General features: G+C 73.2%; 23 protein-coding genes, 1 pseudogene and 1 riboswitch. Of the genes and pseudogenes, 17 read left to right on the forward strand and 7 right to left on the reverse strand.

Annotated elements, in window-relative coordinates; translation table 11 throughout:
- Positions 1–565, reverse strand: a pseudogene (locus tag KBX37_RS03200) (hypothetical protein); the annotation flags it as partial.
- 136 nt (positions 566–701) lie between these two features.
- Positions 702–2267, reverse strand: a complete 1566-nt coding sequence (locus KBX37_RS03205; protein WP_210774426.1) for a C40 family peptidase — start codon at positions 2265–2267, stop codon at positions 702–704.
- A gap of 243 nt (positions 2268–2510) precedes the next feature.
- On the opposite strand from KBX37_RS03205, the gene mqnE reads away from it, so the two are divergent.
- From mqnE to KBX37_RS03225, 4 genes are read left to right on the forward strand one after another with little or no spacing between them, the layout of a single operon-like run.
- Positions 2511–3680, forward strand: a complete 1170-nt coding sequence (mqnE, locus tag KBX37_RS03210; RefSeq protein WP_210774427.1) for an aminofutalosine synthase MqnE — start codon at positions 2511–2513, stop codon at positions 3678–3680.
- A 23-nt stretch (positions 3681–3703) separates the two neighbouring features.
- Positions 3704–4126 (forward strand): hypothetical protein, encoded by a 423-nt coding sequence (locus KBX37_RS03215; RefSeq protein WP_210774428.1) that lies wholly within the window; start codon positions 3704–3706, stop codon positions 4124–4126.
- A gap of 43 nt (positions 4127–4169) precedes the next feature.
- Positions 4170–4448 carry a DUF4229 domain-containing protein gene (locus KBX37_RS03220; protein ID WP_210774429.1) on the forward strand — a complete coding sequence of 93 codons (279 nt, stop codon included), beginning with the start codon at positions 4170–4172 and terminating at the stop codon, positions 4446–4448.
- 49 nt (positions 4449–4497) lie between these two features.
- The gene (locus KBX37_RS03225) at positions 4498–4974 is read left to right on the forward strand and encodes a hypothetical protein (RefSeq protein ID WP_210774430.1); all 477 of its coding nucleotides are present in this window, start codon (positions 4498–4500) and stop codon (positions 4972–4974) included.
- Between the two features lie 114 nt (positions 4975–5088).
- Here KBX37_RS03225 and KBX37_RS03230 read toward each other — a convergent pair whose 3' ends face one another.
- Positions 5089–6417, reverse strand: a complete 1329-nt coding sequence (locus KBX37_RS03230) for a peptidase C39 family protein (protein ID WP_210774431.1) — start codon at positions 6415–6417, stop codon at positions 5089–5091.
- 204 nt (positions 6418–6621) lie between these two features.
- On the opposite strand from KBX37_RS03230, the gene KBX37_RS03235 reads away from it, so the two are divergent.
- The 4 genes from KBX37_RS03235 (at position 6622) to KBX37_RS03250 (ending at position 11708) form a co-directional block, all read left to right on the forward strand.
- Positions 6622–8481: a M14 family zinc carboxypeptidase gene (locus tag KBX37_RS03235; RefSeq protein ID WP_210774432.1), complete on the forward strand. Its 1860-nt coding sequence runs from the start codon at positions 6622–6624 to the stop codon at positions 8479–8481.
- Positions 8482–8588: 107 nt separating this feature from the next.
- A riboswitch (cobalamin riboswitch) is annotated at positions 8589–8652 on the forward strand.
- Positions 8653–8762: 110 nt separating this feature from the next.
- Positions 8763–9701 (forward strand): ABC transporter substrate-binding protein, encoded by a 939-nt coding sequence (locus tag KBX37_RS03240; RefSeq protein WP_210774433.1) that lies wholly within the window; start codon positions 8763–8765, stop codon positions 9699–9701.
- Between the two features lie 205 nt (positions 9702–9906).
- The gene (locus KBX37_RS03245) at positions 9907–10935 is read left to right on the forward strand and encodes an iron ABC transporter permease (protein WP_247656967.1); all 1029 of its coding nucleotides are present in this window, start codon (positions 9907–9909) and stop codon (positions 10933–10935) included.
- On the forward strand, positions 10932–11708 hold the full coding sequence (locus KBX37_RS03250) for an ABC transporter ATP-binding protein (protein ID WP_154940402.1): 777 nt from the start codon (positions 10932–10934) through the stop codon (positions 11706–11708). The genes KBX37_RS03245 and KBX37_RS03250 overlap by 4 nt, the downstream gene beginning before the upstream one ends.
- A 73-nt stretch (positions 11709–11781) precedes the next feature.
- Here KBX37_RS03250 and KBX37_RS03255 read toward each other — a convergent pair whose 3' ends face one another.
- A complete protein-coding gene (locus KBX37_RS03255; RefSeq protein ID WP_210774434.1) occupies positions 11782–12543 on the reverse strand; it encodes a VOC family protein in 762 nt (253 codons plus the stop codon).
- A 115-nt stretch (positions 12544–12658) separates the two neighbouring features.
- Positions 12659–14779, reverse strand: coding sequence for an AAA family ATPase (locus tag KBX37_RS03260; RefSeq protein WP_374103640.1), 2121 nt, complete (start codon positions 14777–14779; stop codon positions 12659–12661).
- Between the two features lie 521 nt (positions 14780–15300).
- Here KBX37_RS03260 and KBX37_RS03265 point away from each other — a divergent pair.
- Genes KBX37_RS03265 through KBX37_RS03275 form a run of 3 tightly spaced genes read left to right on the forward strand, consistent with a single transcriptional unit; the run spans position 15301 to position 18112 of the window.
- Positions 15301–15885, forward strand: coding sequence for a helix-turn-helix transcriptional regulator (locus KBX37_RS03265; RefSeq protein ID WP_210774435.1), 585 nt, complete (start codon positions 15301–15303; stop codon positions 15883–15885).
- Positions 15886–15925: 40 nt separating this feature from the next.
- A complete protein-coding gene (locus KBX37_RS03270; protein ID WP_210774436.1) occupies positions 15926–17227 on the forward strand; it encodes an MFS transporter in 1302 nt (433 codons plus the stop codon).
- 33 nt (positions 17228–17260) lie between these two features.
- Complete coding sequence (locus tag KBX37_RS03275) at positions 17261–18112, forward strand: menaquinone biosynthetic enzyme MqnA/MqnD family protein (protein WP_179802732.1); 852 nt, start codon at positions 17261–17263, stop codon at positions 18110–18112.
- A 94-nt stretch (positions 18113–18206) separates the two neighbouring features.
- Here the strand turns inward: KBX37_RS03275 and KBX37_RS03280 are convergent, their stop codons facing one another.
- Both KBX37_RS03280 and KBX37_RS03285 read right to left on the reverse strand, forming a co-directional pair.
- Positions 18207–19145 (reverse strand): hypothetical protein, encoded by a 939-nt coding sequence (locus KBX37_RS03280; protein ID WP_210774437.1) that lies wholly within the window; start codon positions 19143–19145, stop codon positions 18207–18209.
- Positions 19145–20134 (reverse strand): hypothetical protein, encoded by a 990-nt coding sequence (locus KBX37_RS03285; protein ID WP_210774438.1) that lies wholly within the window; start codon positions 20132–20134, stop codon positions 19145–19147. The genes KBX37_RS03280 and KBX37_RS03285 overlap by 1 nt, the downstream gene beginning before the upstream one ends.
- 368 nt (positions 20135–20502) lie before the next feature.
- On the opposite strand from KBX37_RS03285, the gene paaA reads away from it, so the two are divergent.
- The 6 genes from paaA to mqnC all read left to right on the forward strand — a co-directional run bounded on the left by paaA (position 20503) and on the right by mqnC (position 25545).
- Entirely contained in the window at positions 20503–21570 is a 1068-nt protein-coding gene (gene paaA, locus KBX37_RS03290) for a 1,2-phenylacetyl-CoA epoxidase subunit PaaA (RefSeq protein ID WP_210774439.1), read from the forward strand.
- Positions 21567–21854, forward strand: a complete 288-nt coding sequence (gene paaB / locus KBX37_RS03295; protein ID WP_210774440.1) for a 1,2-phenylacetyl-CoA epoxidase subunit PaaB — start codon at positions 21567–21569, stop codon at positions 21852–21854. Before paaA ends, paaB begins: the two co-directional genes overlap by 4 nt.
- Entirely contained in the window at positions 21851–22576 is a 726-nt protein-coding gene (gene paaC / locus KBX37_RS03300; RefSeq protein WP_210774441.1) for a 1,2-phenylacetyl-CoA epoxidase subunit PaaC, read from the forward strand. Before paaB ends, paaC begins: the two co-directional genes overlap by 4 nt.
- Positions 22570–23046, forward strand: coding sequence for a 1,2-phenylacetyl-CoA epoxidase subunit PaaD (paaD, locus tag KBX37_RS03305; RefSeq protein ID WP_210774442.1), 477 nt, complete (start codon positions 22570–22572; stop codon positions 23044–23046). The genes paaC and paaD overlap by 7 nt, the downstream gene beginning before the upstream one ends.
- Positions 23043–24179 (forward strand): 1,2-phenylacetyl-CoA epoxidase subunit PaaE, encoded by a 1137-nt coding sequence (gene paaE, locus KBX37_RS03310; RefSeq protein WP_210774443.1) that lies wholly within the window; start codon positions 23043–23045, stop codon positions 24177–24179. The genes paaD and paaE overlap by 4 nt, the downstream gene beginning before the upstream one ends.
- 175 nt (positions 24180–24354) lie before the next feature.
- Positions 24355–25545: a cyclic dehypoxanthinyl futalosine synthase gene (gene mqnC / locus KBX37_RS03315; RefSeq protein WP_210774444.1), complete on the forward strand. Its 1191-nt coding sequence runs from the start codon at positions 24355–24357 to the stop codon at positions 25543–25545.
- The last annotated feature ends 151 nt before the right edge of the window (positions 25546–25696 follow it).

Genomic DNA, 25696 nt, shown 5'->3' on the forward strand with positions numbered 1-25696 from the left:
GGGCGACCGTGCCGGCGGCGGCCTCCTCGGCCGAGACCCGGCTCAGCCCCGGCACGGAGGCGCTGGCCCGGGTGCCCGGCGTCGAGCTACCACCGCGCTGTCCGGGTACCGGCGCGGCGCCCACCACGGGCGCGGAGTCGGTCGGGACGCCTGCCCAGCCGGAACCCTCGGCCCGGTCGGCGGCGCTCTCCCCGCCGGCCCGGGCGCTCTCCGGCGCGCCGGCCTGGTAGGTGGTGCCGGCGGCGGGCGGCCCCGGCACGCCTCCGTCCTGCGGTGGCGCGGTCACGGTGGCGACGCTGGCCCGGGCGCGGGCCGGCGTGGCGGACGGCGGCGGCTGGGACCCGGCCGGCGGGGCGTCCGCGTTCGCGCCTCCTTCCGAGCGGTCGGCTGCCGGTCCGGTGTCGGGGGCGGCCGGCGAGGCATCGGGTGCGGCCGGGGCGGCGTCGGGCGCGCTCGACGCCCCGTCCGCCCGCGGCCCGTCGACCTCGGAGCGTCCGGTCGTGGCGGCCGGTTCGGGCACGGATCCGCGGTCGACGGTCTCCGCCGGAATCTGTCGCTCGCCCATGCTCGCCCTCCGCGCCGCGCTCGCACCCGCACCCGTGACACCGGGCCGGGTGTGCCTGGATGTCACGGTGCCACATTCCTCCCCGCCGGCACAGCCGGAGCGCGTACCGGGCGGGTATCGGCCGGGTCGTGCCGGGTCAGGCGCCGGTGCTCGCCGAGGCCGAGGTCGACGCCGGGGCGTTGTTCTCCGGGGCCAGGCTGCTCGGCGCGGTGCTCGGCTGCGCGCTGCTGGTCGTCGGGCTCGGCGCGCCCGAGTACGACGGGCTCGGCGACGGCGACGGGCTCTGCGACGGCGACGGCGACGCCGGCGGCGTGGTGGGCGTGGTCGGCGGCCGGGTGGGCGCCTTCGTGGAGGTGGGCGAAGGCTTCGGCGCCGGGGTGGTCGGCTTCGGCGACGTCGACCCCGTCGGCTTGGGGGCCGGCGTGGCGGGCGTGCCGGGCGGCGGCGGGGTGGCCGGCGCGGGTACCGCCCCGACGACCCGGGTGGCGGCGTACAGGCCGGACCACCGGACCGTGGAGATCTTGACGACGTCGCCAGTGGACGGTGCCTGCACCATCTTGCCGCCGCCGATGTACATCCCCATGTGGTGGATTGTCGTCCAGCTGCTGCCCGAGGCGAAGAAGAGCAGGTCCCCGGGGAGCAGGGCGCTGCGGTCCACCGAGCGGGCCCGGGTGGCGTAGTACTGGTCGCGGGAGACCCGGGGCAGGTCGTAGTAGCCGGCCGACCGGTACGCGGCCCAGATCAGGCCGGAGCAGTCGAACCGGTCCGGCCCCTCGGCCGCCCAGAGGTACGGGTCGCCGAGCTGCGCCAGCGCGTACCGGACGGCGGCGAGGGCCTGCGGGCTGGCGATCAGGCCGGTGGCGCTCTGCCCCTCGACGTACGCGGCGCCGAGCTTCTGCTCGGCGGCCTCCCGCTGCCGTTCCAGCTCGATCAGCTCGGCCTGGTTGTCCGCGCGGAGCTTGACCAGCTTCCGCTCGTTCTCCCGCAGCGCCTTTTCCACCGCGGTGAACTGCTCCTCCGCCCGGCGGACCCGGTCCTGCGCGGAGGCGACCGCCTGGGTGGCGACCTGCTCGGCGGTGCGGGTCCGGGACAGCTCGCCGGCGGCGGCGGTGGTGCCCTCGGCCTGCTCGCCGCGGGAGATCCGCGACAGGCGGCTCAGCCCCTCGAGGTCCTCGGCGATCCCGCCGGGCGGCCGGGCGGCGGCGGCCTTGAAGGCGTCGGCGGCCACGGAGTCGGCGCGCTGCTGGGCGGCGGCCAGGGCGTCGCGGGCCCGGGCCAGCTCGCCTTCGGCAGCGGTGAGCTGCGTGCGGGCGTCGTCGCGCTGCTGGCGGAGCCCGAGCAGTTGGTCGCCGAGCTGGCCGTTCTGCGTCTCGAGGGCGGTGATCTGGGCCAGCAGCGGGCTGGCGACGACCCCGCCGACCGGCAGGGTCGGCGCGCCGGTGGGCAGGCCGGTCACACCGCCGGTCACGCCGCCGGACAGGCCCGGGGCGGCACCGGGCAGGCGCAGGCCGCCGGTGGCCACCGGGCGGGAGCCGGTGTCGGGAACGGCGTTGGGCAGCGCCGGCTCGGCGTACGCGGGGGTGGCCAGGGCCATCGCGGCGACGGCGCCGAGCAGGGCCGACCAGAGCGCGGGACGCAGCACCGGCGAGATCACCGGGCTCCTGCGTCGTCGCTGCCGTCGCCCGTGCCCGCTGTCGACCATTCCGCTCCCCGTCCGGCGCGCTCGTGCCGCGCACGGTGGGCGCGGCGACCGGGACGCTACCAACCAGTGTGTGTCGCGCCCCACCCTGTCTTACCGCACCGAGGCAGCGATGTCGATGCGTCGCCCGGTCACGGGAACCTGAGAGTCCGGTGAAGTACGTCGCTGGCGGTGCCCGTGCTGCCGGCTCGTCGGGGGCCCGACGTAGGCTCGACCGGGACACAGGTGGAAGGGACGTGGCTTTCGATGGACGCCGGACTCAAGCGCGAGCTCGAAGCGAAGGTGTACGCCGGTGAGCGGCTGACCCGGGAGGACGGGATCGCGCTCTACGACAGCGACGACCTGGCCTGGCTGGGGCGGCTGGCCCACCACCGCCGTACCGAGCTCAACGGCGACCGGGTGATGTTCAACGTCAACCGGCACCTCAACCTGACCAACGTCTGCTCCGCCTCCTGCGCGTACTGCTCGTTCCAGCGCAAGCCGGGCGAGAAGGACGCGTACACGATGCGCATCGACGAGGCCGTACGCAAGGCCAAGGAGATGGAGGACGAGCAGCTCACCGAGCTGCACATCGTCAACGGCCTGCACCCGACCCTGCCGTGGCGCTACTACCCAAAGGTGCTGCGCGAGCTGAAGGCGGCGCTGCCGAACGTCAAGCTCAAGTGCTTCACCGCCACCGAGGTGCAGTGGTTCGAGAAGATCAGCGGGCTGAGCGCCGACGCGATCCTCGACGAGCTGATGGACGCCGGCCTGGAGTCGCTGACCGGCGGCGGCGCCGAGATCTTCGACTGGGAGGTCCGGCAGCACATCGTCGACCACGAGTGCCACTGGGAGGACTGGTCGCGGATCCACCGGCTGGCCCACTCGAAGGGCATGAAGACCCCGTCGACGATGCTGTACGGCCACATCGAGGAGCCCCGGCACCGGGTCGACCACGTGCTGCGGCTGCGCGAGCTGCAGGACGAGACGGGCGGCTTCGCGGTCTTCATCCCGCTGCGCTACCAGCACGACTTCGTCGACTCGGCGGACGGCAAGATCCGTAACCGGATCCAGGCCCGCACCACGATGGCGTCGCCGGCCGAGTCGCTGAAGACCTTCGCGGTCTCCCGGCTGCTCTTCGACAACGTGCCGCACGTGAAGTGCTTCTGGGTGATGCACGGCCTCTCGGTCGCCCAGCTGTCGCTCAACTTCGGGGTGGACGACCTGGACGGCTCGGTCGTGGAATACAAGATCACCCACGACGCCGACTCGTACGGCACTCCGAACACCATGCACCGGGACGACCTGCTGCACCTGATCTGGGACGCCGGCTTCCAGCCCGTCGAGCGGGACACCCGCTACAACGTGGTCCGGGAGTACGACAAGGCCCCGTCGCTGGCCGAGCGGCGTTCCGAGCCCCAGCAGGTCTGGGCCTGACCCGGCCGTATCCTCGTAGCACCATGACCGAGCAGCGGAGCGGATTCCCCCGGCGGGACGCCGAGGGGCGCGTCCTCACCCTGGGCGACCTGCTCGGGGTCAGCCTCGCCGGGTGGGTGATCGGGTTGCTGGCGCTGGTGCTGTTCGACTGGGCCTTCGCGTCGATCGGCGCGGGGGAGTTCGGGCGCACCAACGGCTGGCTGGCGGTGATCCTGCCGGCGTGGCTGTACTGGGACGACTTCCGGGCCTGGGAGTTCGGCGCGGCCCGGGTGGTGGCGGCGCTGGTCGCCGCCGTGGTCGCGGTGGTCGGCGGGCTGCTGGTCGCCGGGGTGGCGGGCGGCCTGGCGCCGCTGCTCACCGGCGGCCTGGCCGCCCTCGCGTTCACCCTGGTGTACGCGGTGCTCTGGTTCCATGGCGTGCACTGGCTGGCCCGACGCACGGGCTGAACCCGACCCGGGTCACCCCGGCGGCGGAGAACGGAGTGGAAACGTGAGCGCGGCGGTCAAGTACACGCTGGGCCGGATCGGGCTGTTCGTGGTGGTCGTGCTGGCCCTCTGGCCGGTCGACATGAACGTCCTCCTCAAGCTGATGCTGGCGCTGGCGTTCTCCGCCGCCGCCTCGTTCTTCCTGCTGCGCGGCTGGCGGGACGAGATGGCCGAGGAGATGGCCCTCGCGGCCGAGCGGCGGCGCGCCGAGAAGGAGCGGCTCCGGTCGGCGCTGGCCGGCGACGACCAGCCCGACCAGGCGGACCCGCACCGCGAGGGATAGCCGGCGACGGGGCAGCGAAATCGGGGCGGCCCGGCTAGGGTCTGCCGCCATGGACAAGATCAACGGGTGGCGGACGAAGGTTTTCGTCTGGATCGGGCTGCCGGTCATCGCCGCCATCGGGCTGATGATGGGCGCCACCGACCTCGTGCCGGCCTGGCAGGCCAAGGGCGGCAGCGGTACGGCGGGAACCTTCACGGCCGTGAACGAGGAATGCTCACGGCGTAACTGCGAGTGGCACGGGGACTTCGTGGCCACGGACGGCGGTGCCCGGCGCACCGACGTCATCCTCTACGACGCGCCGGACGGCCTGGCCCAGGGCGACGCGGCCCCGGCGCGCGACACGGGCGCCCGCAAGGGCGTCTTCTCCACCACGGGCGGATCCACGTACCTGCTGGCCACGGGGCTGACCCTGGCCGGTGTGGTCGCCGCGGTGGCCTGGGTGGTCATGGTGGTCCGGATGGTCCGCCGGCGGCGGACCGCCGACGAGACGTCCGCTCCGCCCACCACGTTCGCCCCGTCGCGCTGAGCCACGGCCAGGAATCCTGACGGCCCGCCCTGACCGGCGAGCCCCTACCGAACAAGCCCCACCGACGAGCCCGGCACGGAACTCGTGCCGGGCTCGTCGCGTCGGTGCCGGCCGTCACCAGTTGGTGGACCCCGCGACAACGGGCCACGGCACGTCGGTCGGCTTGATCAGGTAGGCGATGCCGCCGGAGCCGCTGCCGGTGCCGCCGCTGGCGGTGGTCCGCTTGGTCCGCAGCCAGATCTGCTCGAACTGCTCCCGCTGGTAGACGTTCCGGACCGCCTCGTTGCTGGACGAGGCGGGGTCGTTGGCGATGACGTCGCCGTCGGCGGTGAAGCCGACCACCACCATCAGGTGCCCGGAGGTGCCGTAGCCCGCCCCGTCCAGCTCGCTGGCGAGGAAGGACTGGCTGGTCACCACCGGGATGCCCGCCGCGATGAAGCGCTCCAGCTCGTCGAGCGAGTGCAGCCGGGTCACCCGCCCCTCCAGCCCCGCGAAGGTGGCCGCGTACGCGGTGTTGAAGGGCCAGTTGCCGGCGCCGTCGTACTGGTAGTCGTAGGTCATCCGGGCGGCGTGGTTGACCGTCGGGTCCGGGTACGTCGGGTCCACCCAGGACGTGTCGGCCGCCGAGGGCCTGCGGCCCCAGTACTCGACGACCATCTCGGTCGAGGTGGGCGAGCACCAGGCCTCGCCGCCCCCGTCGTACTCCGGATAGTGGCCGGAGTGGATGTTCTGCGAGTAGCGCGGCACGGCCAGCTCGGTGCCCCAGGCGATGCCGCCGGCGCTCGGAGTGACGGTGAACCGGTCGGGCACGTGCGAGCTCATCGCGCCGACCGTGCGGACCACCGGCGACGCGGTGCCCGCCGGGTGCCGGTAGAGGGTCAGTCGCAGCTGGTACGCCCGCAGCAGCACCCCGGCGGCGGCGTCGTCGATGGCGAAGGTGTCGGTCCAGATGCTCGAGGTCTTGTCGCCCTGCTTGTCGACGGTGGTCCGCTTGATGTCGGCGTCGCCGGAGGCCCAGCGCCCCATCACGTACCAGGGGGTGTGGGTGCCGGTGGTGTAGGTGCCCTGGAGCTCGACCTGGATCCAGGTGCCGGCCGGGGTGTCGGCGTTCCAGGAGGTGACCAGCTCGGTGGCGTCGAAGCCGACCTCGGTCACCGGTGACGTCCAGGTGCCGTACGCCCAGCTCCGCTTGCTCTTGTCGTGCGGGTCCTTGTAGACGGTGGTGCCGACCGGGGTGCCGAGGCTGAGCCCGGCGGCGGTGACCACCGTGCCGGCGGCGTCGCCGGTCGCCCAGTCGGTGTCGCTGGTCCAGTCCTGCCAGGTGATCTGCTCGTCGTGGACGAGGGCGGTGACCGGATCGGACTGGGCCGGAACGGCGGTGCCGAGGAGGGTGAGCGCGGCGACGCCGGCGAGGGCGACGGCGCGCAGGGATTTGCTGGCCATGGCAACTCCGCGAGGTGAGGAATGGTTGCCGTTCACTGTCCCGCTCGGAGGGAAGTTCCGCCAGATGTCCGGACATGGAAAATTATTGCCGGCGGGAGGATCCGGCTGAGATGGACCATGGAAGTGATGAATGTTGATATGACCATGTGACTCCTGGTGAAGTGTGCGGACAACGGGATCTCCCGTACCCCGAGGAGGTTGTCCATGGCCCTCCGCACGTCCCCACTCCGCCGCCGGCTGGCGCTGGCCGTCGCCGTCGGGCTCGGCCTCGTCACCGTCGCCGCCGGGCCGGTCTCCGCCCGACCCGCCCCCGACCCGGAACCGGCCGCCGCCGGTTACCGGGTGCTCGGACCACGCACCCTGGCCGACCGGAACGCCGTCGCGCGCACCGGCGCGGCGATCGACTACTCCGAGCACGGCGTGCTGCACGTCTCGGCCACCCGGGCCGAGGCGGCGGCGATCACCCGGCTGGGCTTCCGGCTGGAGTCCGACCCCGCGCCGACGCATTCCCACGACGAGGCCGGCACCCTCGCCTTCCCGCCGGCCGACTCCAACTACCACGACTACGCGGAGCTGACCGCCGTCGTGAACCAGGCGGTCGCGGACCACCCGGCCATCGCCCGCAAGATCAGCATCGGTACGTCGTACGAGGGCCGCGACCTGATGGCGGTGAAGATCTCCGACAACGTCGGCACCGACGAGAACGAACCGGAGATCCTCTTCAACGCCCAGCAGCACGCCCGGGAGCACCTGACCGTCGAGATGGCGATCTACCTGCTCAACCTCTTCACCGACAGCTACGGCAGCGACTCCCGGATCACCAACGTCGTCAACTCCCGGGAGATCTGGATCGTCCCGACGGTCAACCCCGACGGCAGCGAGTACGACATCGCCACCGGCTCGTACCGCTCCTGGCGGAAGAACCGGCAGCCCAACAGCGGATCGACCTATGTCGGCACCGACCTGAACCGGAACTGGTCCTACCAGTGGGGCTGTTGCGGCGGCTCGTCCGGCAGCACCTCGTCGGACACCTACCGCGGCCCGTCCGCCTTCTCCGCCCCGGAGACCAGCGCGCTGCGCAACTTCGTCAACAGCCGGGTGGTCGGCGGGACGCAGCAGATCAAGGCGAACATCGACTTCCACACCTACTCGCAGCTGGTGCTCTGGCCGTTCGGCTACACCACCGCGAACACCCCCACCGGGATGAGCGCCGACCAGTACAGCACCTTCGCCACCATCGGCCAGCAGATGGCGAACACCAACGGCTACACCCCGGAGCAGTCCAGCGACCTCTACATCGCCGACGGCACCAGCATCGACTGGATGTGGGGCGCCCACGGCATCTGGGCGTACACCTTCGAGATGTACCCGGGCTCGGCCACCGGCGGCGGCTTCTACCCGCCGGACGAGGTGATCGGAGCGCAGACCTCCCGCAACCGGGAGGCGGTGCTGTTGCTCTCCGAGTACGCCGACTGCCCGTACCGGGCGATCGGCAAGCAGTCCCAGTACTGCGGCGGCGGTGGCGGCACCACGGTCTGGTCGGACACCTTCGAGACGGCCACCGGCTGGACCACCAACCCGGCCGGCACGGACACCGCCACCACCGGGGTCTGGGAGCGGGGCGCCGCCCAGGCGACCAACTCCTCCGGGGCCAAGCAGCTCGTCCCGTACGCCGGCGCCAACGACCTGGTCACCGGCCGGCTCGCTGGCACCGCGGCCGGTGACCACGACGTCGACGGCGGGGTGACCAGCGCCCGGTCCCCGGCGGTGACCCTGCCGGCCACCGGCACGCTCACCCTCTCGCTGGCCTGGTACCTGGCGCACGGGTCGAACGCCTCGTCGGCGGACTACCTGCGGGTCGGCGTGATCCACAACGGTGGCACCAGCACGCTGCTCAACCAGGCGGGTGCGGCCACCGATCGGGACGCCGCCTGGGCGGTGGCGAACCTCAACCTCACCCCGTACGCCGGGCAGTCGGTGCGGATCGTGGTGGAGGCGGCGGACGCCTCCGGCGCGAGCCTTGTCGAGGCGGCTGTGGACAACATCACCATCACCAGCTCCTGACAGCCGGGTGGGGTCCCGTTCCGCCTCCGGCGGGGCCCCACCCACCCTCCCGTCCGGACGATCTCCGCTGGTCGTGCGCTACCGTGGCTCCGACCAACCGCAGCGAAGCCGGTGCGAAACCGGCGCTGTCCCGCAACTGTGATGCCCCGCCCCGCGCGGGGACGAGCCAGGTCGCCTGCGTCGGTGGTCGCGACACGCGCTCTCGAGGAAGGGCGCCTCGCGGACGGGCGCCCAGGTTCCTGTCGGCGAAGCACCACGCTCCTCGACCGACAGGAGGACAGATGTCCGGACGTACCCCCCGGCTGCTCGCCGCGACCCTCGCGGTGGCCGCACTGACCCTCGGCGCCTGCGCCGAGAAGACCTCGAACGACACCCCCGCCGCCGGCAGCAGCAGCGCGGCGGCCACCTTTCCCGTCACGGTCGGCAAGCTGACGCTGGAGAAGCGCCCCGAGAAGATCGTCTCGCTGTCGCCGAGCGCGACCGAGATGCTCTTCGCCATCGGCGCCGGCAAGCAGGTCACCGCCGTCGACGACAATTCGAACTACCCGCCGGAGGCGCCGAAGAGCGACCTGTCCGGCTTCCAGCCCAACGCCGAGGCGATCGCGGCCAAGACGCCCGACCTGGTGGTGCTCTCCAACGACACCAACAAGATCGTCGACCAGCTCACCACGCTGAAGATCCCGGTGCTGCTCACCCCGGCGGCGGCCACCCTGGACGACTCCTACCGGCAGATCACCGACCTGGGCGCGCTGACCGGTCACCCGGCCGAGGCCGCCGACGTCACCAAGCGGATGAAGGACGACATCGCCAAGCTGGTCAAGGACCTGCCGCAGCGGTCGGAGAAGCTGACCTACTACCACGAGCTGGGCCCGGAGCTCTACACCGCGACCAGCAAGACCTTCATCGGCTCGATCTATGCCCTCGCCGGCCTGGAGAACATCGCCGACGCCTCGGACGCCGACGGGAAGAACGGCGGCTACCCGCAGCTCTCCCAGGAAGTGATCGTCAAGGCCGACCCGGACTTCGTCTTCCTGGCCGACACCAAGTGCTGCCAGCAGACCCCGGAGACGGTCAAGGCCCGCAGCGGCTGGGCCGGCATCAGCGCCGTCAAGAACAACCAGGTGGTCGTCCTCGACGACGACATCGCCTCGCGCTGGGGTCCGCGCGTGGTCGACCAGCTCCGCACGGTCGTCGACGCGGTCGCCAAGGTGCCGGCGTGACCGTTCGCCGCCGGTGACCGTGCGACCCACGCGACCCCGACCGGCCGGGACGCCCGACGCGTCCCGGCCGACCGGCGTGCCCGTCTCCCGCCACCCCCCCGGCCCCGGGTCGGCCGGCCCGGCCTCGGCGTCGGGTCCCGGCCGGCCGTCCGCCGCGCCGCCGGTCACCGAGCCGGCGACCGCCGGTACGGCCAGGCCGGCCGGGCTGCGCCGGCGCTGGCTGGCCGCCGGGGGGGTCGCGGTGCTGGTCGCCGTGGTCGCCGGGGTGTCGCTCGGCCCGGTCAGCCTGCCGCCCGGCAGCGTCGCCGCCGAACTGCTCAACCTGCTGCCCGGGGTGCACCTGGACAGCGGCCTGACCGCCGGTGAGATCGCCATCGTCACCGAGCTGCGGCTGCCCCGGGTGGTGCTCGGCCTGCTGGTCGGCGCGCTGCTCGCACTGGCCGGCGGCGCGTACCAGGGGGTGTTCCGCAACCCGCTGGCCGATCCGTACCTGCTGGGCGTGGCGGCCGGCGCCGGGCTGGCGGTCACTGCGGTGATCTCCCTCGGCGCGGCCGGTGCGGCGCTGACCGGGCTGTCGCTGACCGTGCCGCTGGCCGCGTTCGTCGGCTCGCTCGGCGCGGTGGCGATGACCTACGTGCTCGGGGTGGCCGGCGCGCGCGGCCGGTCCCCGGCGACGCTGATCCTGGCCGGGGTGGCGGTCTCGGCGTTCCTCTCGGCCGGGCAGACGTACCTGCTGCAACGGCACTCGGACAGCATCCAGCTGGTCTACTCCTGGCTGCTCGGCCGGCTCGCCACCGCCGGCTGGCACGACGTGCTGCTGGTCCTGCCGTACTTCGCGCTCACCGCGGTCGTGGTGCTGCTGCACCGCCGCGAGTTGGACGTGCTGTCGCTCGGCGACGACGAGGCGGCCAGCCTCGGGCTGCACCCGCAGCGCTCCCGCTACCTGCTGATCGCCGCCGCCTCGCTCGGCACCGCGGCGGCGGTCTCCGCCTCCGGGCTGATCGGCTTCGTCGGGATCATCGTCCCGCACACCGTGCGGCTGCTCGCCGGGTCCAGCTACCGGGTCATCCTGCCGCTGTCGATGCTCTTCGGCGGCGCGTTCCTGGCGTTGACCGACGTGGTGGCCCGCACCGTCGCCGCCCCGGCCGAGATCCCGATCGGCGTGGTCACCGCGCTGCTCGGCGGTCCGTTCTTCGTCCTGGTGCTACGCACCTCCCGGCGGGTGCTGTCGTGACGCCCGCCGTCGAGGTCCGCGACCTGCACGTGCGGCTGGGCGGCGCGCCCATCCTCGCCGGGGTCGACCTGACCGTCGCGGCCGGCGAGTGGGTCACCGTGATCGGCCCGAACGGCGCCGGCAAGTCGACCCTGCTGCGCGCCGTCGGCGGCCTGCTGCCCGCGCCGCACGCCGTCTCCCTCTTCGGTACGCCGCTGCGCGCGCTGCGCCCCCGGGAGCGGGCCCGGGTGGTGGCCACCGTCGCCCAGTCCCCGGTGGTACCGGCCGGGATGTCGGTGCTCGACTACGTCCTGCTCGGCCGCACCCCGTACATCCCGCCGCTGGGGCGGGAGTCCGCCGCCGACCTGGCCGCCGTGCGGGAGGTGCTGGACCGGCTGGACCTGGCCGCGTTCCACGGCCGGGAGCTGGCCACCCTCTCCGGCGGCGAGCGGCAGCGGGTCTTCCTGGCCCGGGCGCTCGCCCAGGGCGCCACCCTGCTGCTGCTGGACGAGCCGACCAGCGCGCTGGACATCGGCCACCAGCAGGAGGTGCTGGAGCTGGTCGACCAGTTGCGGCGGGCACACGGGCTGACCGTCTTCGCCACCATGCACGACCTCTCCGTCGCCGGCGAGTACGCCGACCGGCTGGTGCTGCTCGCCGACGGCCGGGTGGTCGCCGCCGGTCCGCCCCGCGAGGTGCTCACCCAGGAACTCCTCGCCACGTACTACCGCGCCCACGTGCGCGTCATCGACGGCGACCACGGCCCGCTGGTGGTGCCGATCCGCCCCCACTGACCCCCCCCCCCCCGCGCGGTCCTGAGACCGCCTCGGACCGGCGACTCGGCGTCCCGGATCGCCGAGAGCGGGGTCAGGGGAGGGTGATGACGGAGAAGAGGGCGCCCTGTGGGTCGCGGAGGGCGGCCAGGCGGCCCTGGGGGATGTCCCGGGGCGGGACGAGGATGGTGCCGCCGATCGCGGCGGCCCGGGCGGCGGTGGCGTCGGTGTCCGCCACCGCGAAGTAGACCGACCAGTAGGCCGGCATGTCGGCGGGGAAGTCGTCGCCGAGCGGCGGCATCATGCCGGCCACGATCCGCGCGCCGCACCGCCAGCCGGTGTAGGGGACCGGATCCATCGGCTCGTCCTCCGGATGCCAGCCGAAGACCAGCTCGTAGAAGGCCTTGGCACCCTCCGGGTCCGGGGTGACCAGCTCGTTCCAGCACATCGCGCCGGGGACGTTGAACACCTCCGCACCCCTCATCGCCATCGGCTGCCAGACGCTGAACACCGCGCCGGCCGGGTCCGCGAAGACTCCCATCCGGCCCTGGTCGAAGACGTCGAACGGGGGGACCAGCACCTGCCCGCCCGCCGACTCGACGCGGGTGGCGGCCAGGTTGGCGTCGTCGGTGGCCACGTACGTGGACCAGATCGGCACCTGGTCCGGGGTGGCCGGCGGTCCCGCGCCCGCCACCGCCCGGCCGTCCTTGAGGAAAATGGTGTAGCCGCCCGCCTCGGGCTGCGGCGAGACCCGGCCGGTCCAGCCGAACAGCTCGGGGTAGAAGCGTTTCGCGTCCTCCAGGTCGGGGGTGGCCAGGTCGGCCCAGCAGGGCGTGCCGGGCTCGACGCCGCTCACGATGGCCCCTTTCCGCCGGTGGCGTCCGTCGACGGCACGCCCTGCCGGCATCCTGGCACCGTCCCGCCGTCGGATGCGGGGGAAACGGACGAAAGGTCAGCCGTACCGGCGACCCTCAGCCGGCCGGGTCGGTCAGCGGGGTGGGCAGCGGCGCGGTGTGCAGCACGGCCAGCCGGGACACTGCCCGGGTCAGCACCACGTAGAGGCGATGCAGGCCACGCGGCTCGGCGGCGACGATCGCGGCCGGCTCTACGACCACGACGTGGTCGTACTCCAGGCCCTTGACCAGCGTCGCGGGGACCACGGTGACCCGCGCCGCGGTCTCGACGTCGTCGGCGGTGGCGGTCGGTACACCGGCGGCGGCCAGCGCCGCGCGGAGCGGGTCCACCGCGTCGTCGGCGGCGATCACGCCGACCGAACCGTCGTGCGCGAGCGCCGCCCGCACCTCGGCCACGGTCGCCGCGTCCAGGTCGGTCACGGTACGCACGTCCAGCCCGCCGTCGCGGCGCAGCGACCGCGCCGGGGGTACGTCGACGGCGAGCGCGGGCAGCAGCCGGTTGGCGAACGCGACCACCGCCGCCGGCACCCGGAAGCCGACGCTCAGCGGCACCACCACCGCGTCCGGCTTGCCCAGGTGGGACAGGGACTCCCGCCAGTCGGTGGCCGCCCACGGGGCGGTGCCCTGGGCCAGGTCGCCGAGGAGGGTGATCGAGCCGTGCTCGCTGCGCCGGGCGATGGCCCGGCACTGCATGGGGGAGAGGTCCTGCGCCTCGTCGACCACCACGTGCCCGAAGCCGGCGGGCCGTTCGATCAGGCCGGCGGCCTCGTCGATCAGCACCGCGTCGGCGGCGGTCCACTTCGTCGTCCGCGGGGTGCGCCCGAGCTTCGTCCCGGTCCGCGCGGTGGTGTCGGTGCCGCCCAGCAGCGCCTGTTCCTCCGCCGTGAGCAGCCCGTCGGCGGCGGCGGCGAGCGCCTGCGGGTCGCCGAGCAGCGTGTGCACCAGCCCCTCCGGGGTGAGCGCCGGCCAGACCGCGTCCAGGAAGGCGGTGACCGGCCGGGCCTTGGCCATCCGGCGCAGCCAGGCGTCGCTGGGTGACTCGGCCCGGCGCGCCTCGGCCTGGCGTTGCAGCAGCCCCACCACCCGGGCCCGGACGCGGTCGCGGCCGGTGGCGTACGGCAGGCCCTCCCGGCGGGTCTCCTCGACCAGCCGGTGCAGCGGGTCGAGGCCGATCCGCCAGCGGAACGAGCCGTCGGAGACCATGATCGGCTCGGTGGGCGCGCCGATGTGGGCGTCGACGGCCCGGCGCAGCACCTCGGCCATCCGGACGTCGTGTTTCAGCGTGGCCACGGCGGGGTGCTCGACGGCGCCCACCGGCACCCGGGTGACCAGGTCCTCGACCGTGGCCTGCTCGACCTCGACCTCGCCGAGCGCCGGCAGCACCGCCGCGATGTACGACAGGAACGCCCGGTTCGGCCCGACGATCAGCACTCCCGAGCGGCGCAGCCGCTCCCGGTGCAGGTAGAGCAGGTACGCGGCCCGGTGCAGCCCGACGGCCGTCTTGCCGGTGCCCGGCGCGCCCTGCACGCAGATCGAGTCGGCCAGGTCGGCCCGGACCAGTTCGTCCTGCTCGGGCTGGATGGTGGCGACGATGTCGCGCATCGGGCCGACGCGCGGGCGCTCGATCTCGGCGGTGAGGATCCGACTGGCCGTGCCCAGCTCCTCGCCCCGGTCGAGGTGCTCGTCCTCGAAGCTGGTCAGCGCGCCGCCGCTGAACCCGAACCGCCGCCGGACGGCGACGCCCTGCGGGTCCCGGGCGCTGGCCCGGTAGAACGACCGGGAGATCGGAGCCCGCCAGTCCAGCACCAGCGGCTCGCCCCGGTCGTCGGTGACGTGCCGCCGGCCGACGTGGTACTCGCGTCCGGCATGGTCGGGGTCCGTGTGGCCGAAGTCGAGCCGGCCGAAGAAGAGCGGGGTGGTCGGGTCGTCGGCCAGCTCCTTGACCCGCCGGGCCATGTGCCGGCCGAGCTGCTCGGCGGTGTACGCGTCACCGGCGACCTTGTCGCCGGTGGCGAAGAGGGCTTCGGCGCGTTCCCGCATCCGGCGCAGCGCGGCGCGGGAGGTGTCCAGGTGGGCCCGCTCGGCGGCGAGTTGCGCGGCCAGGGCGTCGGCCGGGTCGCTGTCGGCGGCTGTCGAGGGTCGGACGGGGTCGGTGGTGGGCGTGGCGGCACGGGTCATCCGAGGCGACCTTCCGGTGGCGTTCGTGTGATCGGTTGACCTGGGCCGCCCGGCGCTCCGTCAGACGCGGTACCGGCTGTGCCCGGTGAGGAAGGCGCGCGGTCCGCGCGCGGCGCTCCACGTTACGCCTCACCGTTGGCGGCGGCCACGCATTTACGCCGACCCCCGGTCGCACATGCCGCGCCGGCCGGCCCGGCGCCTGCGCCCGAGCTACTGGCCGGCGTCCGGAGCCGGGCGGCAGCTCCGGCCGTCGGGAGGTTGCGGTGCGCTGCACGTCGCTGTGGAGCTGATGTCGCAAACGACTCGGCCCCGGCTCGGCACGGCCTTGGCATCGCACGGCGCGGGCGACAGTCGTGACGGCACCCGGTCCGGTGAGTCGTTCACGTCATCAGGTCCACAGCGTGCTGGGAGGACCCAGCCGGTGGGTGCGGGCAGTCGGCAGGGGCGCGGAGCGGCAGGCCGTGTCGGGCGGGACGGACCGGTGCTGGTCCCGCCGGGCGGCGGGGCGGGATCATGGGGGGATGACGGAGGCGCGGCCCGAGCAGCGCCGGATGACGATCAGCGACCCGCAGGTGATGCGGGCGCTGGCCCATCCGGCCCGAATCGCGATCATGGAACACCTGAACACCCGGGAGGGCGGCGCGACCGCCACCGAGTGCGCCGAGGTCGTCGGCATGTCGCCGAGCGCGACCAGCTACCACCTGCGGGCGCTGGCGAAGGCCGGCCTGGTGGAGCAGGCGCCCAGCCGGGGCGACGCGCGGGAGCGGCTCTGGCGCACGTTCAGCCAGAACTGGTTCGTCGACCCGGGCCAGGACGCGGGCCCCGAAGCCCGCGCCGCCGAGCAGGCACTGGTGGAGGCGCACGCCGCCCGGGACATGGAGCGGACCCGGGACTGGTTGCGGCGCGCCGGGGGTGAGCCTCCCGAGTGGTACGACGTGGCGTTGTTCAGCGACAGCATGCTGCTGCTCACCGCCGCCGAGTTGGCCGAGCTGAACGAGGCGGTGCTGGCCCTGCTCCGGCCGTACCGGCAGCGGAACCGGCAGGCCGATCCGCCGGCCGGGGCGCGGTCGGTGGCGGTGCAGTACAAGGTGGTGCCGTTGGCGTAGGGGGTTGATTCGATCAGGTGTGAAGGATTATTTTCGAAGTATGTCCTTCGCATCTGGCGGTTCGCGCTGGTCCGACGTCTGGTTGGCCGCCACCGCGCGCGGCACCACCATCTGCGGCGACTTCCTCGCCGCCACCGCGCTCGCACTCGCCCTCCAGGCCGCTGGCGCCAGCGGGCTCGCCGTCTCCGGGCTGCTGTTGGCCGCGACCCTGCCGCTGGTGGTGCTCGCCCCGCTCGCCGGGCGGCTCGCCGACCGGGTGGACAGCCGCCGGCTGCTGGTCAGCGTCGGGCTGGTGCAGGCCGCGCTCTGCGCCCTGCTCGCCTTCGCCGAGCATCCGGTCCTGGTCATCGGGCTGGTCGCGCTGCTCGCCTGCGGGCTCGCGGTCACCCAGCCCTGCCTGGCCGCGCTGCTGCCGGCGATGGTGCGCCCCGACGACCTGCCCCGGGCCAGCGCGGTCAACCAGACCGCCGTCTCCCTCGGCGCGCTCGCCGGCCCGGTGCTCGCCGGGCTGCTGGTCGGGCAGTTCGGCACCCGCGTACCGCTGCTGCTGGACGCCGTCAGCTACCTCGCGCTGGTGGTCGCCGGCGTGCTGCTGCGTACCCGCCGGGGTGGCCGGCGGACCGTGACCGCCACGGCCGCGACCACCACCGGACCGGCGCCGGCCTGGCGGCTGCGCCGCGACCCGCTGCTGCTGGCCATGGTCGTCACCACGGCCGCGGTGATCGCCGCGATCGGCGGCATCAACGTGATCGAGGTGTTCTTCATCCGCGACACGCTGGACAGCTCGGCCACCATCTACGGGCTGGTCGGCGCGGCCTGGATGGCCGGCATGCTGCCGGGCAGCTGGCTCGCCGCGCGGCTGGCCCGCCGGCTCGACGACGACGGCGCCCTGGTGTACGGGGTGCTGGCCACCCTCGGCGGCTGCAGCCTGATGGTGGTGCTCGCCTCCGCCGTGCCGGCGGCCGGACTGCTGGTCCCGCTCTGGCTGGTGGGCGGCGCGGCGAACGGCGGGGAGAACGTCTTCGCCACCGTGCTGACCGCCCGGCGGGCCCCCGAGGCGCTGCGCGCCCGGGCCTACGCCACCTACGGCGCGGCCGTCCAGGGCGGTTCGATGGCCGGGTACCTGGCCGGCGGCGCACTGCTGGCGGTGCTGCCGCCGCGTCCGTTGATCGCGGTGGCCGGGGTCGCCGGCCTGCTGGTCGTGCTCGCCTTCGTGCCCGTGGTCGTCCGCGCCGTCCGGCGCGCGGGATCGGCCGTCCGCCCGGTCGAGCCGGCAGCGGCGGCCGAGCCCGGTGGGCGGGCGGTGGATGCGGAGTTGGCCACTCCGGTGCCGGGCCGCTGAGCAGGCCGCGGAGCACGGGGCTACGGTCGGGTCATGGTTGAACGCGTGGCGCGCCCCCGGGTCGGGCACATCCAGTTCCTGAACTGTCTGCCCATCTACTGGGGGCTGATGCGCTCCGGCGCGCTGCTCGACGTCGACCTGCACAAGGACTCGCCGGACCGGCTGAGCGCCGCGCTGGTCGCCGGCGACCTGGACATCGGGCCGATCTCGCAGGTGGAGTACCTGCGGCACGCCGACGAGCTGCTGCTCCTGCCCGACCTCGCGGTCGGCAGCGACGGGCCGGTGCTCTCGGTGAACGTGGTCTCCACGAAGCCGCTCACCGAGCTGGACGGCGGCCGGGTCGCGCTCGGCTCCACCTCGCGTACCGGGGTGCTCCTCGCCCAGCTCCTGCTCGGCGAGCGGTACGGCGTCCGCCCCGACTACTTCCGCTGCCCGCCGGACCTGACCCAGATGCTGCTGGAGGCGGACGCGGGCGTGCTCATCGGCGACGTGGCGCTGCGCGCGCTCTACGAGGCCCCGCGTCGGGGGCTGGAGGTCACCGACCTCGGGCAGGCCTGGCGGGAGTGGACCGGACTGCCGATGGTCTTCGCCGTCTGGGCGGTACGCCGCGACTTCGCCGCCGCCCACCCGGGCATGGTCAAGGAGGTGCACGAGGCGTTCCTGCGCTCCCGTGACCTGTGCCTGGCCGAGCTGGACCAGGTGGCCGAGTCGGCCGCCCGCTGGGAGCCGTTCGACGCGGCGACCCTCGCCACGTACTTCCGTACCCTCGACTTCTCCCTCGGCGAGCGGCAGGTGGCCGGGCTCCGCGAGTTCGCCCGGCGGGCCGCGGCGATCGGCGAGGCCCCGGCGCTGCCGGACGGCGGTCCCGAGTTCTTCGCCGGCTGACCGCGCCGCCGGGCTGATCGACACCAGAACGCCGATGTGGCGGTGTCCCGGGTGAGGGGACACCGCCACATCGGCGCAACGGCGGGAAGCCGGCTCAGGTGGCCGGGCGGAGCACCGCCTCGGTGATCTTCTGGCAGTTCTTCATGCCGTACTCATAGCCCATGCCGACCGGGTAGCGGAGCATCACGCCCATCGTCCAGTTGTCGCCGATGGCCAGGCAGTTGATGTGCATCTCCTGCTCCCGGGTCCGGTCGACCCAGCCGTTCTTGATGGCGATGGTCTTCCGCTCGGCGACCGGGAACGCCTTGCGGATGCCGAAGTCGCCGGTGCCACGGACCTGGCGCATCTCGGCGAGCAGCCACTTGGTCCACTTCGGGCCCGCCGCGCGACCGTCCTTGATGCACGCTCCCAGCCGGGCGGTGTCCCGGGGGGAGAGGTTGGTCCGGCTCCAGCCGCCGTCGGCGGCCGGACCGCTGTCGGTGGTCTTGCAGATGGAGACCATCCGCTTGATCGAGGGGGACCGCCCGACGCTGTTGTAGAACTTCTCGGCGAGGGTGTTGTCACTGTCCCGGATGATCCGGGTGGCCTCGGCGAGCTTGGCGTCGCTCGGCGTCTGCCCGGCCTCGGCGGCCTTGCGCAGGTAGTCGGCGACGATCCAGGACTTGATCAGTGACGCGGTGGTGCTGGTCTTGTCCATGTTCTCCGAGCCGATGATCTTCCCGGTCCGGGTGTCCAGCACGCTCCAGGCGTACCAGCCCTTGATGTCGAGGTCGATCTGCTGGTCCGCGAACGGCAGCGGCTCCAGCGACGGCGTCGGGGACGGGGTCGGCTTCGGGCGGTTGCTGCGATCGGTGGGCTGGCCGGTGGAGCGGTCCGGTGTGGGCTCGCCCCAGTGCGAGGCGGCGGCCGACTGCAGCGGTGAGCCGGGCAGCAGCCGTAGCGCCACCAGCACCACGCCGATCAGGATGGCGGCGACGGCGGCCAGCGTCAGTGGCGTGGCGTTCCGCCGGCCACCACGGCGGCTGCCGGCCATCAGAGCTTCCCGACCGGCTGCTGCGGCACCTTCAGCGCCGCACCGGGCTGTGGCGTGACCAGCTGGGTCGCGACGCTGGCGCAGACCTTCGCGCCGTACTCCAGCTTGCTGCTCTGCGGGTAGCGCAGCATCACCGCGAGGCTCCACTTGTCGGTGACCGCGAGGCAGCTGACGTGCCAGTTGCCGTCGTAGCTGAGGGGGGTCCAGCCGTTCTTGATGGCGACCGGGCCCTGCGCCTTGATCTCGGCGGGCAGGCCGTCGACGATGCCCCACTTGCCGCCGCCGGACCTGGCCTGCTGCACCTTGACGCTGCCGCGGACCTGCGCCATCTCGTTGAGCACCCACTTGGTCCATTTCCGGCCGGCCGCCTTGCCGTCGGCGATGCAGTCGCCGAGCCGGACCGCGTCCTGGGGGGACATCCGGGTGAAGCTCCACCAGCCCTCGTAGGTGGCCACGCTGCCGCGCTTGGTGTCGGTGAGGCCGCAGATGCTGATCGCCCGCTTGACCACCGGGCCGGGCTGCCCGCCCGCCGGCACCTTGTACGAGCCGCCGGCGGCCTTGTAGACCCGGTTCGCCGCGTCGTCGTTGCTGTCCCGGATCGCGAGGCTCGCGTCCCTCTTGAGCGAGGCCGAGGGCTCCTTGTCGCCGAGCTGGCGCAGGTAGTCGGAGACGATCCAGGCCTTGAGCATCGACTCGGTCGAGCTGGTCGAGGCCAGGTTCTTCGAGCCGGAGATCTTTCCGGTCTTCCGGTCCATCAGGGCCCAGCCGAAGAACTCGCCCCTGAAGTTCACCGAGACCGGGCCGGCGGCCAGCGTCGGCGGCGGGGGCGGGGTGGGCGTCGGGGCGGGGACCTGCTCCGCCCCGACGCCACCGATGCCGCCGAGGCCGCTGCCGTCGCCGGCCAGCTTCGCGTACGCGGTGGGCACCAGCAGGCCGGCGCCGAGCAGGACCGCCAGGACGGCGAGCACCATGGTCACGCGAGATCGCATGAGTGGGTGAGCTCCAGATGTCAGGGCCGGGGGGACCGGCTGTTTCCGCATGGGTCGGCTCGACCGCTGAGGCCGGGGGATGGCCGTCGTCGTGGTGCGATCGTCAGCAGCCGATCGGTGGTGACCGGGGGAAGTCTACGTCCGGACGGGCGACCCGCCAGAACTCGACGCACGGCAACTTGCCGTGAACCCGGGATAAACAGCAGGTTTGCCGGCCTTGGGGGGATTCATCTTCGCCAAGTGACGCGTATCACAGCACGGGGCCGGTGCGGGTGTCCACCCAGCGCGGCTGTCCGGTGACGCAAAGGCTTCTCGCAATCCTGTTACACCCTCTGGTGTCATCGGGGATGAGCTGTAACACTTGGGCCATGTATGGCAATGACTTCGCCGCCGAGGGGGACGCTCCCGGTGGTGACCTGCTCGGTCAGGTCGAGGCGGCCGAGGCGGCGCTGCGCGAGGCGGCGGCGCGCGGTCGGCGCGGTACCCCGGAGCCCGGTGCCGACCTGGCGGCGTACTTCGCCGAGGTCATCGACGCGGACCAGAAGATCGAGCCGCGCGACTGGATGCCCGAGGCGTACCGCCGGACGCTGATCCGGCAGATCGCCCAGCACGCCCACTCCGAGATCATCGGCATGCAGCCCGAGGGGAACTGGATCAGCCGGGCCCCCTCGCTCAAGCGCAAGGCGATCCTGCTGGCCAAGGTGCAGGACGAGGCCGGCCACGGGCTCTACCTCTACGCGGCGGCCGAGACCCTCGGCATCAGCCGGGACGAACTGGTCGAGATGCTGCTCAACGGGCGGCAGAAGTACAGCTCGATCTTCAACTACCCGACGCTGACCTGGGCCGACGTCGGCGCCATCGGCTGGCTGGTGGACGGCGCCGCGATCGTCAACCAGGTGCCGCTGTGCCGCTGCTCGTACGGGCCGTACGCGCGGGCGATGATCCGGGTCTGCAAGGAGGAGTCGTTCCACCAGCGGCAGGGCTACGAGATCCTGCACACGCTGGCGCACGGCACCCCCGGGCAGAAGGCGATGGCCCAGGACGCCGTCGACCGCTGGTGGTACCCGTCGCTGGCGATGTTCGGCCCGCCGGACGGCGACTCGACCCACTCCGCGCAGTCGATGGCCTGGAAGATCAAGCGCTTCTCCAACGACGAGCTGCGCCAGCGCTTCGTCGACATGTGCGTGCAGCAGGCCGAGATCCTCGGCCTCACCCTGCCCGACCCCGACCTGCGCTGGAACGACGAGCGCCAGGCCTACGACTACACCCAGCCGGACTACGACGAGCTGATGCGGGTGATCAAGGGCGAGGGCCCGTGCAACCGGCAGCGGATGGAACACCGCCGCCGCGCCCACACCGAGGGCGCCTGGGTACGTGAGGCCGCTGCGGCGTACGCCGCCAAGCGGGCGCAGCAGAGGCAGAAGGTGGCCGCATGAGCAAGGAATCCTCGCCGCTGTGGGAGGTGTTCGTCCGGGCCCGGCGCGGGCTGTCGCACACCCACGTCGGCAGCCTGCACGCCCCCGACGCCGAGCTGGCCCTGCACAACGCCCGCGACCTCTACACCCGCCGTCAGGAGGGGGTGTCGATCTGGGTGGTGCCGGCGAGCGCCATCACCGCGTCCAGCCCGGACGAGAAGGACGCCTTCTTCGACCCGGCCGCCGACAAGGTCTACCGCCACCCCACCTTCTACGAGGTGCCGGACGGGGTGGCGCACCTGTGAACGGCCCCTTCGACTTCACCCTCGCGCTCGCCGACGACGCGCTGGTCGCCGCGCAGCGGCTCGGCGAGTGGGCCACCCGCGCGCCGGAGATGGAGGAGGACATCGCGCTGGCCAACATCGCCCTCGACCAGCTCGGCGCGGCCCGCCTGCTGCTGTCGTACGCGGGCGAGCTGGAGGGCGCCGGCCGGGACGAGGACGCGCTGGCGTACCTGCGCGACGACCGCGAGTTCCGCAACTGCCTGCTGGTGGAGCTGCCCAACGGCGACTTCGCGGTGACCATGGTGAAGCTGCTGCTGCTCTCGGCGTACCAGTTGCCGCTCTACACCGCGCTGGCCGGCTGCGCCGACGAGCGGCTGGCCGCGATCGGCGCCAAGGCGCGCAAGGAGTCCGCCTACCACCTGGACCACAGCTCGCTGTGGGTGAAGCGGCTCGGCGACGGCACCGAGGAGTCGCACCGCCGGGCCCAGGCCGCGCTGGACCTTCTCTGGCCGTACCACCACGAGCTGTTCACGGCGGACCCGGCGGTGCCGGTCGACCCGGCCACCCTGCGGGCCGACTTCGACACGTGCGTGTCCGCCGTGCTCGACGAGGCGACGCTGGCCCGCCCGGAGACCGGCTGGGCGCCGGCCGGCGGGCGCGCCGGTGTGCACACCGAGCACCTGTCGTACCTGCTCGCCGAGATGCAGGTGCTGCACCGCGCGCACCCGGGGGCGAAATGGTGAGTGCGCGGGCGGCCGTGGCGGCGGTGGTGGACCCGGAGATCCGGGTCATCACCATCGACGAGCTCGGCATCCTGCGGGCGGTCGACGAGGACCCGGCCACCGGCCGGGTCGTCGTGACCATCACCCCCACCTACACCGGCTGCCCGGCGATGGACGTGATCCGCGCGGACATCCGCCGGGCGCTGGCCGCCACCGGTCACCCGGACGCCGAGGTGCGCACGGTCTACAGCCCGGCCTGGAGCACCGACTGGATCTCCGACAGCGGGCGGGCCAAGCTGGCCGCCGCCGGCATCGCCCCGCCCGCCCCGGCCCGGACCGCGACCGTGGTCCCGCTGACCCTGGCCGTCCGCTGCCCGCGCTGCGGTTCCCCGGAGACCGAGCAGGTCAGCCGCTTCGGCTCCACCGCGTGCAAGGCCCTCTGGCGCTGCCGCGCCTGCTCCGAACCCTTCGACCACCTGAAGGCGCTGTGACTGTCACCATCACCCGACCCGTCCGCCGCCGGCCGGCCTTCCACCCGCTGGCCGTCGCCGCCGTCGACCGGCTCACCGACGACGCCGTGGCGATCACTCTCGCCGTGCCCGAGGAGCTGCGGGAGGCCTTCGGGTTCTCCGCCGGCCAGCACCTCACCGTGCGTCGTCCCGGCGGAGCCGGGCCCACCGGCTCTGCCGGCGAGGACGGCGCGGAGGTGCGGCGGTCGTACTCGATCTGCTCGACCCCGGACGAGCTGGCCCGGCACGGCCGGCTGCGGATCGGCGTGCGGGAGATCCCCGGCGGCGCGTTCTCCGCGTTCGCCTGCGGGGCGCTGCGCGGCGGCGACACCGTCGAGGTGCTGCCCCCGCTGGGGCACTTCACCACGGCGTTCGCGCCGGAGCGGGTCCGGCACTACGGCGCGGTCGTCGCCGGTTCCGGCATCACCCCGGTGCTCTCGCTGGTCGCGACCGCCCTGGCCGTCGAGCCGGCCAGCACCTTCACCCTGGTGTACGGCAACCGCACGGCCAACACGGTGATGTTCGCCGAGGAACTGGCCGACCTGAAGGACCGCTACCCGACCCGGCTGCACCTGGTGCACGTGCTCTCCCGGGAGCAGGGCGAGTCGCCGCTGCTGTCGGGGCGGATCGACGCCGAGCGGCTGGGCCGGCTGCTGGAGACCATCGTGCCGGGCGACGCCATCGAGGAGTGGTTCCTCTGCGGCCCGTACGGCATGGTGGTGGCGGCCCGGGAGCTGCTGACCGGGCGCGGCTTGCCGGAGTCGGCGGTGCACAGCGAGCTGTTCCACGTCGACGCCCCGCCGGAGCCGGTACGCCGCCCCGGTGACGAACCCGGCGCCGGAGCGGAGGTGACGATCCTGCTCGACGGCCGGTCGTCGAGCTTCACCATGGGGCGCGACGAGCGGGTGCTGGACGCGGCGCTCAAGGTCCGCGGCGAGCTGCCGTACGCCTGCAAGGGCGGCGTCTGCTCCACCTGTAAGGCGAAGGTCGTCGACGGGGCGGTGACGATGGCCCGCAACTACGCCCTGGAGCCCGACGAGGTGGCCGCCGGGTACGTCCTGACCTGCCAGTCCAGCCCGACCACCGACCGGCTCACGGTCGACTACGACGCCTGACGGCTGCCGGTTCCCGCCCGGTAAACAATCGATGACGCGCGTCCTCACCTTCCGTTACACGCTGTGGGAACGCCGGTGAGCCCGGCGGGCCGGCCGGTTCTCCGCTCGTGGGGCGCGGGTCACCGGTGGCGGTGCCCGGTGCGGTGCCGCCGGGGGCCGACGTAGGCTCGGAGGCGTGACGGTGAGCCGGGAGATCGACGACATCCTGCAGCGCGGCGCGGACGGCGGGCGGATCACGCCCGAGGAGGCCCTGCTGCTCTACACCGAGGCGCCCTTCCACGCGCTGGGCGAGGCGGCGGACGCGGTACGCCGCCGGCGCTACCCGGACAACATCGTCACGTACCTGATCGACCGCAACATCAACTACACCAACGTCTGCGTGACGGCGTGCAAGTTCTGCGCGTTCTACCGGGCCCCCAAGCACAAGGAGGGCTGGACCCACCCGACCGAGGAGATCCTGCGCCGGTGCGGCGAGGCGGTCGAGCTGGGCGCCACCCAGGTGATGCTCCAGGGCGGCCACCACCCCGACTACGGCGTCGAGTACTACGAGGAGCTCTTCTCCTCGGTCAAGCAGGCGTACCCGCAGCTCGCCATCCACTCGATCGGGCCGAGCGAGATCCTGCACATGGCCAAGGTCTCCGGCGTGAGCCTGGACGAGGCCATCGCCCGGATCAAGGCGGCCGGGCTGGACTCGATCGCCGGCGCCGGCGCCGAGATGCTGCCCGACCGGCCGCGTAAGGCCATCGCCCCGCTCAAGGAGTCCGGCGCGCGCTGGCTGGAGGTCATGGAGCTGGCCCACCGCCAGGGCATCGAGTCGACCGCGACGATGATGATGGGCACCGGCGAGACCAACGCCGAGCGGATCGAGCACCTGCGGATGATCCGTGACGTGCAGGACCGCACCCAGGGCTTCCGGGCGTTCATCCCGTGGACGTACCAGCCGGAGAACAACCACCTCAAGGGCCGCACCCAGGCGACCGCGCTGGAGTACCTGCGGCTGGTCGCGGTGGCCCGGCTCTTCTTCGAGACCGTGCCGCACCTGCAGGCGTCCTGGCTGACCACCGGCAAGGACGTCGGCCAGCTCTCGCTGCACATGGGCGTGGACGACCTGGGCTCGATCATGCTGGAGGAGAACGTCATCTCCTCGGCCGGCGCGCGGCACCGCTCCAACCTGCACGAGCTGATCGCCATGATCCGCTCGGCGGGCCGGATCCCCGCCCAGCGGGACACCCTCTACCGCCGCCTCGCGGTGCACCACACCCCGGCCGACGACCCGACCGACGAGCGGGTGGTCTCGCACTTCTCCTCGATCGCCATGCCCGGTGGCGGCGCCGGGAAGTCGCTGCCGCTGGTCGACGCCCGCTGACGGGCGGCGACCGGAGCCGACAACACCGGGGCCCGGAAGACGCCGGTCAGGGAAGCGGGGAGCGGCGGCAGTCGGGATGGTGACCGGACGGCGCGGGGGACAGCGCGGCGGATGATCCGCCGCTAGCCTGCGGCGTACCTGTCGTCTTTTC

The organism is Micromonospora sp. U56 (genome assembly GCF_018070095.1).
Taxonomy (GTDB): Bacteria; Actinomycetota; Actinomycetes; order Mycobacteriales; family Micromonosporaceae; genus Micromonospora; species Micromonospora purpureochromogenes.

Excerpts from the sequence above, each read along its gene's own strand:
- KBX37_RS03285 (WP_210774438.1), bottom strand. The coding sequence starts at position 20,134 with ATGCGATCTCGCGTGACCATGGTGCTCGCCGTCCTGGCGGTCCTGCTC.
- KBX37_RS03280 (WP_210774437.1), bottom strand. The coding sequence starts at position 19,145 with ATGGCCGGCAGCCGCCGTGGTGGCCGGCGGAACGCCACGCCACTGACG.
- KBX37_RS03240 (WP_210774433.1), top strand. The coding sequence starts at position 8,763 with ATGTCCGGACGTACCCCCCGGCTGCTCGCCGCGACCCTCGCGGTGGCC.
- paaB (WP_210774440.1), top strand. The coding sequence starts at position 21,567 with ATGAGCAAGGAATCCTCGCCGCTGTGGGAGGTGTTCGTCCGGGCCCGG.
- KBX37_RS03215 (WP_210774428.1), top strand. The coding sequence starts at position 3,704 with ATGACCGAGCAGCGGAGCGGATTCCCCCGGCGGGACGCCGAGGGGCGC.
- KBX37_RS03260 (WP_374103640.1), bottom strand. The coding sequence starts at position 14,779 with ATGACCCGTGCCGCCACGCCCACCACCGACCCCGTCCGACCCTCGACA.
- KBX37_RS03205 (WP_210774426.1), bottom strand. The coding sequence starts at position 2,267 with ATGGTCGACAGCGGGCACGGGCGACGGCAGCGACGACGCAGGAGCCCG.
- KBX37_RS03265 (WP_210774435.1), top strand. The coding sequence starts at position 15,301 with ATGACGGAGGCGCGGCCCGAGCAGCGCCGGATGACGATCAGCGACCCG.
- paaD (WP_210774442.1), top strand. The coding sequence starts at position 22,570 with ATGGTGAGTGCGCGGGCGGCCGTGGCGGCGGTGGTGGACCCGGAGATC.
- paaA (WP_210774439.1), top strand. The coding sequence starts at position 20,503 with ATGTATGGCAATGACTTCGCCGCCGAGGGGGACGCTCCCGGTGGTGAC.
- KBX37_RS03270 (WP_210774436.1), top strand. The coding sequence starts at position 15,926 with ATGTCCTTCGCATCTGGCGGTTCGCGCTGGTCCGACGTCTGGTTGGCC.
- KBX37_RS03230 (WP_210774431.1), bottom strand. The coding sequence starts at position 6,417 with ATGGCCAGCAAATCCCTGCGCGCCGTCGCCCTCGCCGGCGTCGCCGCG.
- KBX37_RS03225 (WP_210774430.1), top strand. The coding sequence starts at position 4,498 with ATGGACAAGATCAACGGGTGGCGGACGAAGGTTTTCGTCTGGATCGGG.
- KBX37_RS03235 (WP_210774432.1), top strand. The coding sequence starts at position 6,622 with ATGGCCCTCCGCACGTCCCCACTCCGCCGCCGGCTGGCGCTGGCCGTC.
- KBX37_RS03275 (WP_179802732.1), top strand. The coding sequence starts at position 17,261 with ATGGTTGAACGCGTGGCGCGCCCCCGGGTCGGGCACATCCAGTTCCTG.
- mqnE (WP_210774427.1), top strand. The coding sequence starts at position 2,511 with ATGGACGCCGGACTCAAGCGCGAGCTCGAAGCGAAGGTGTACGCCGGT.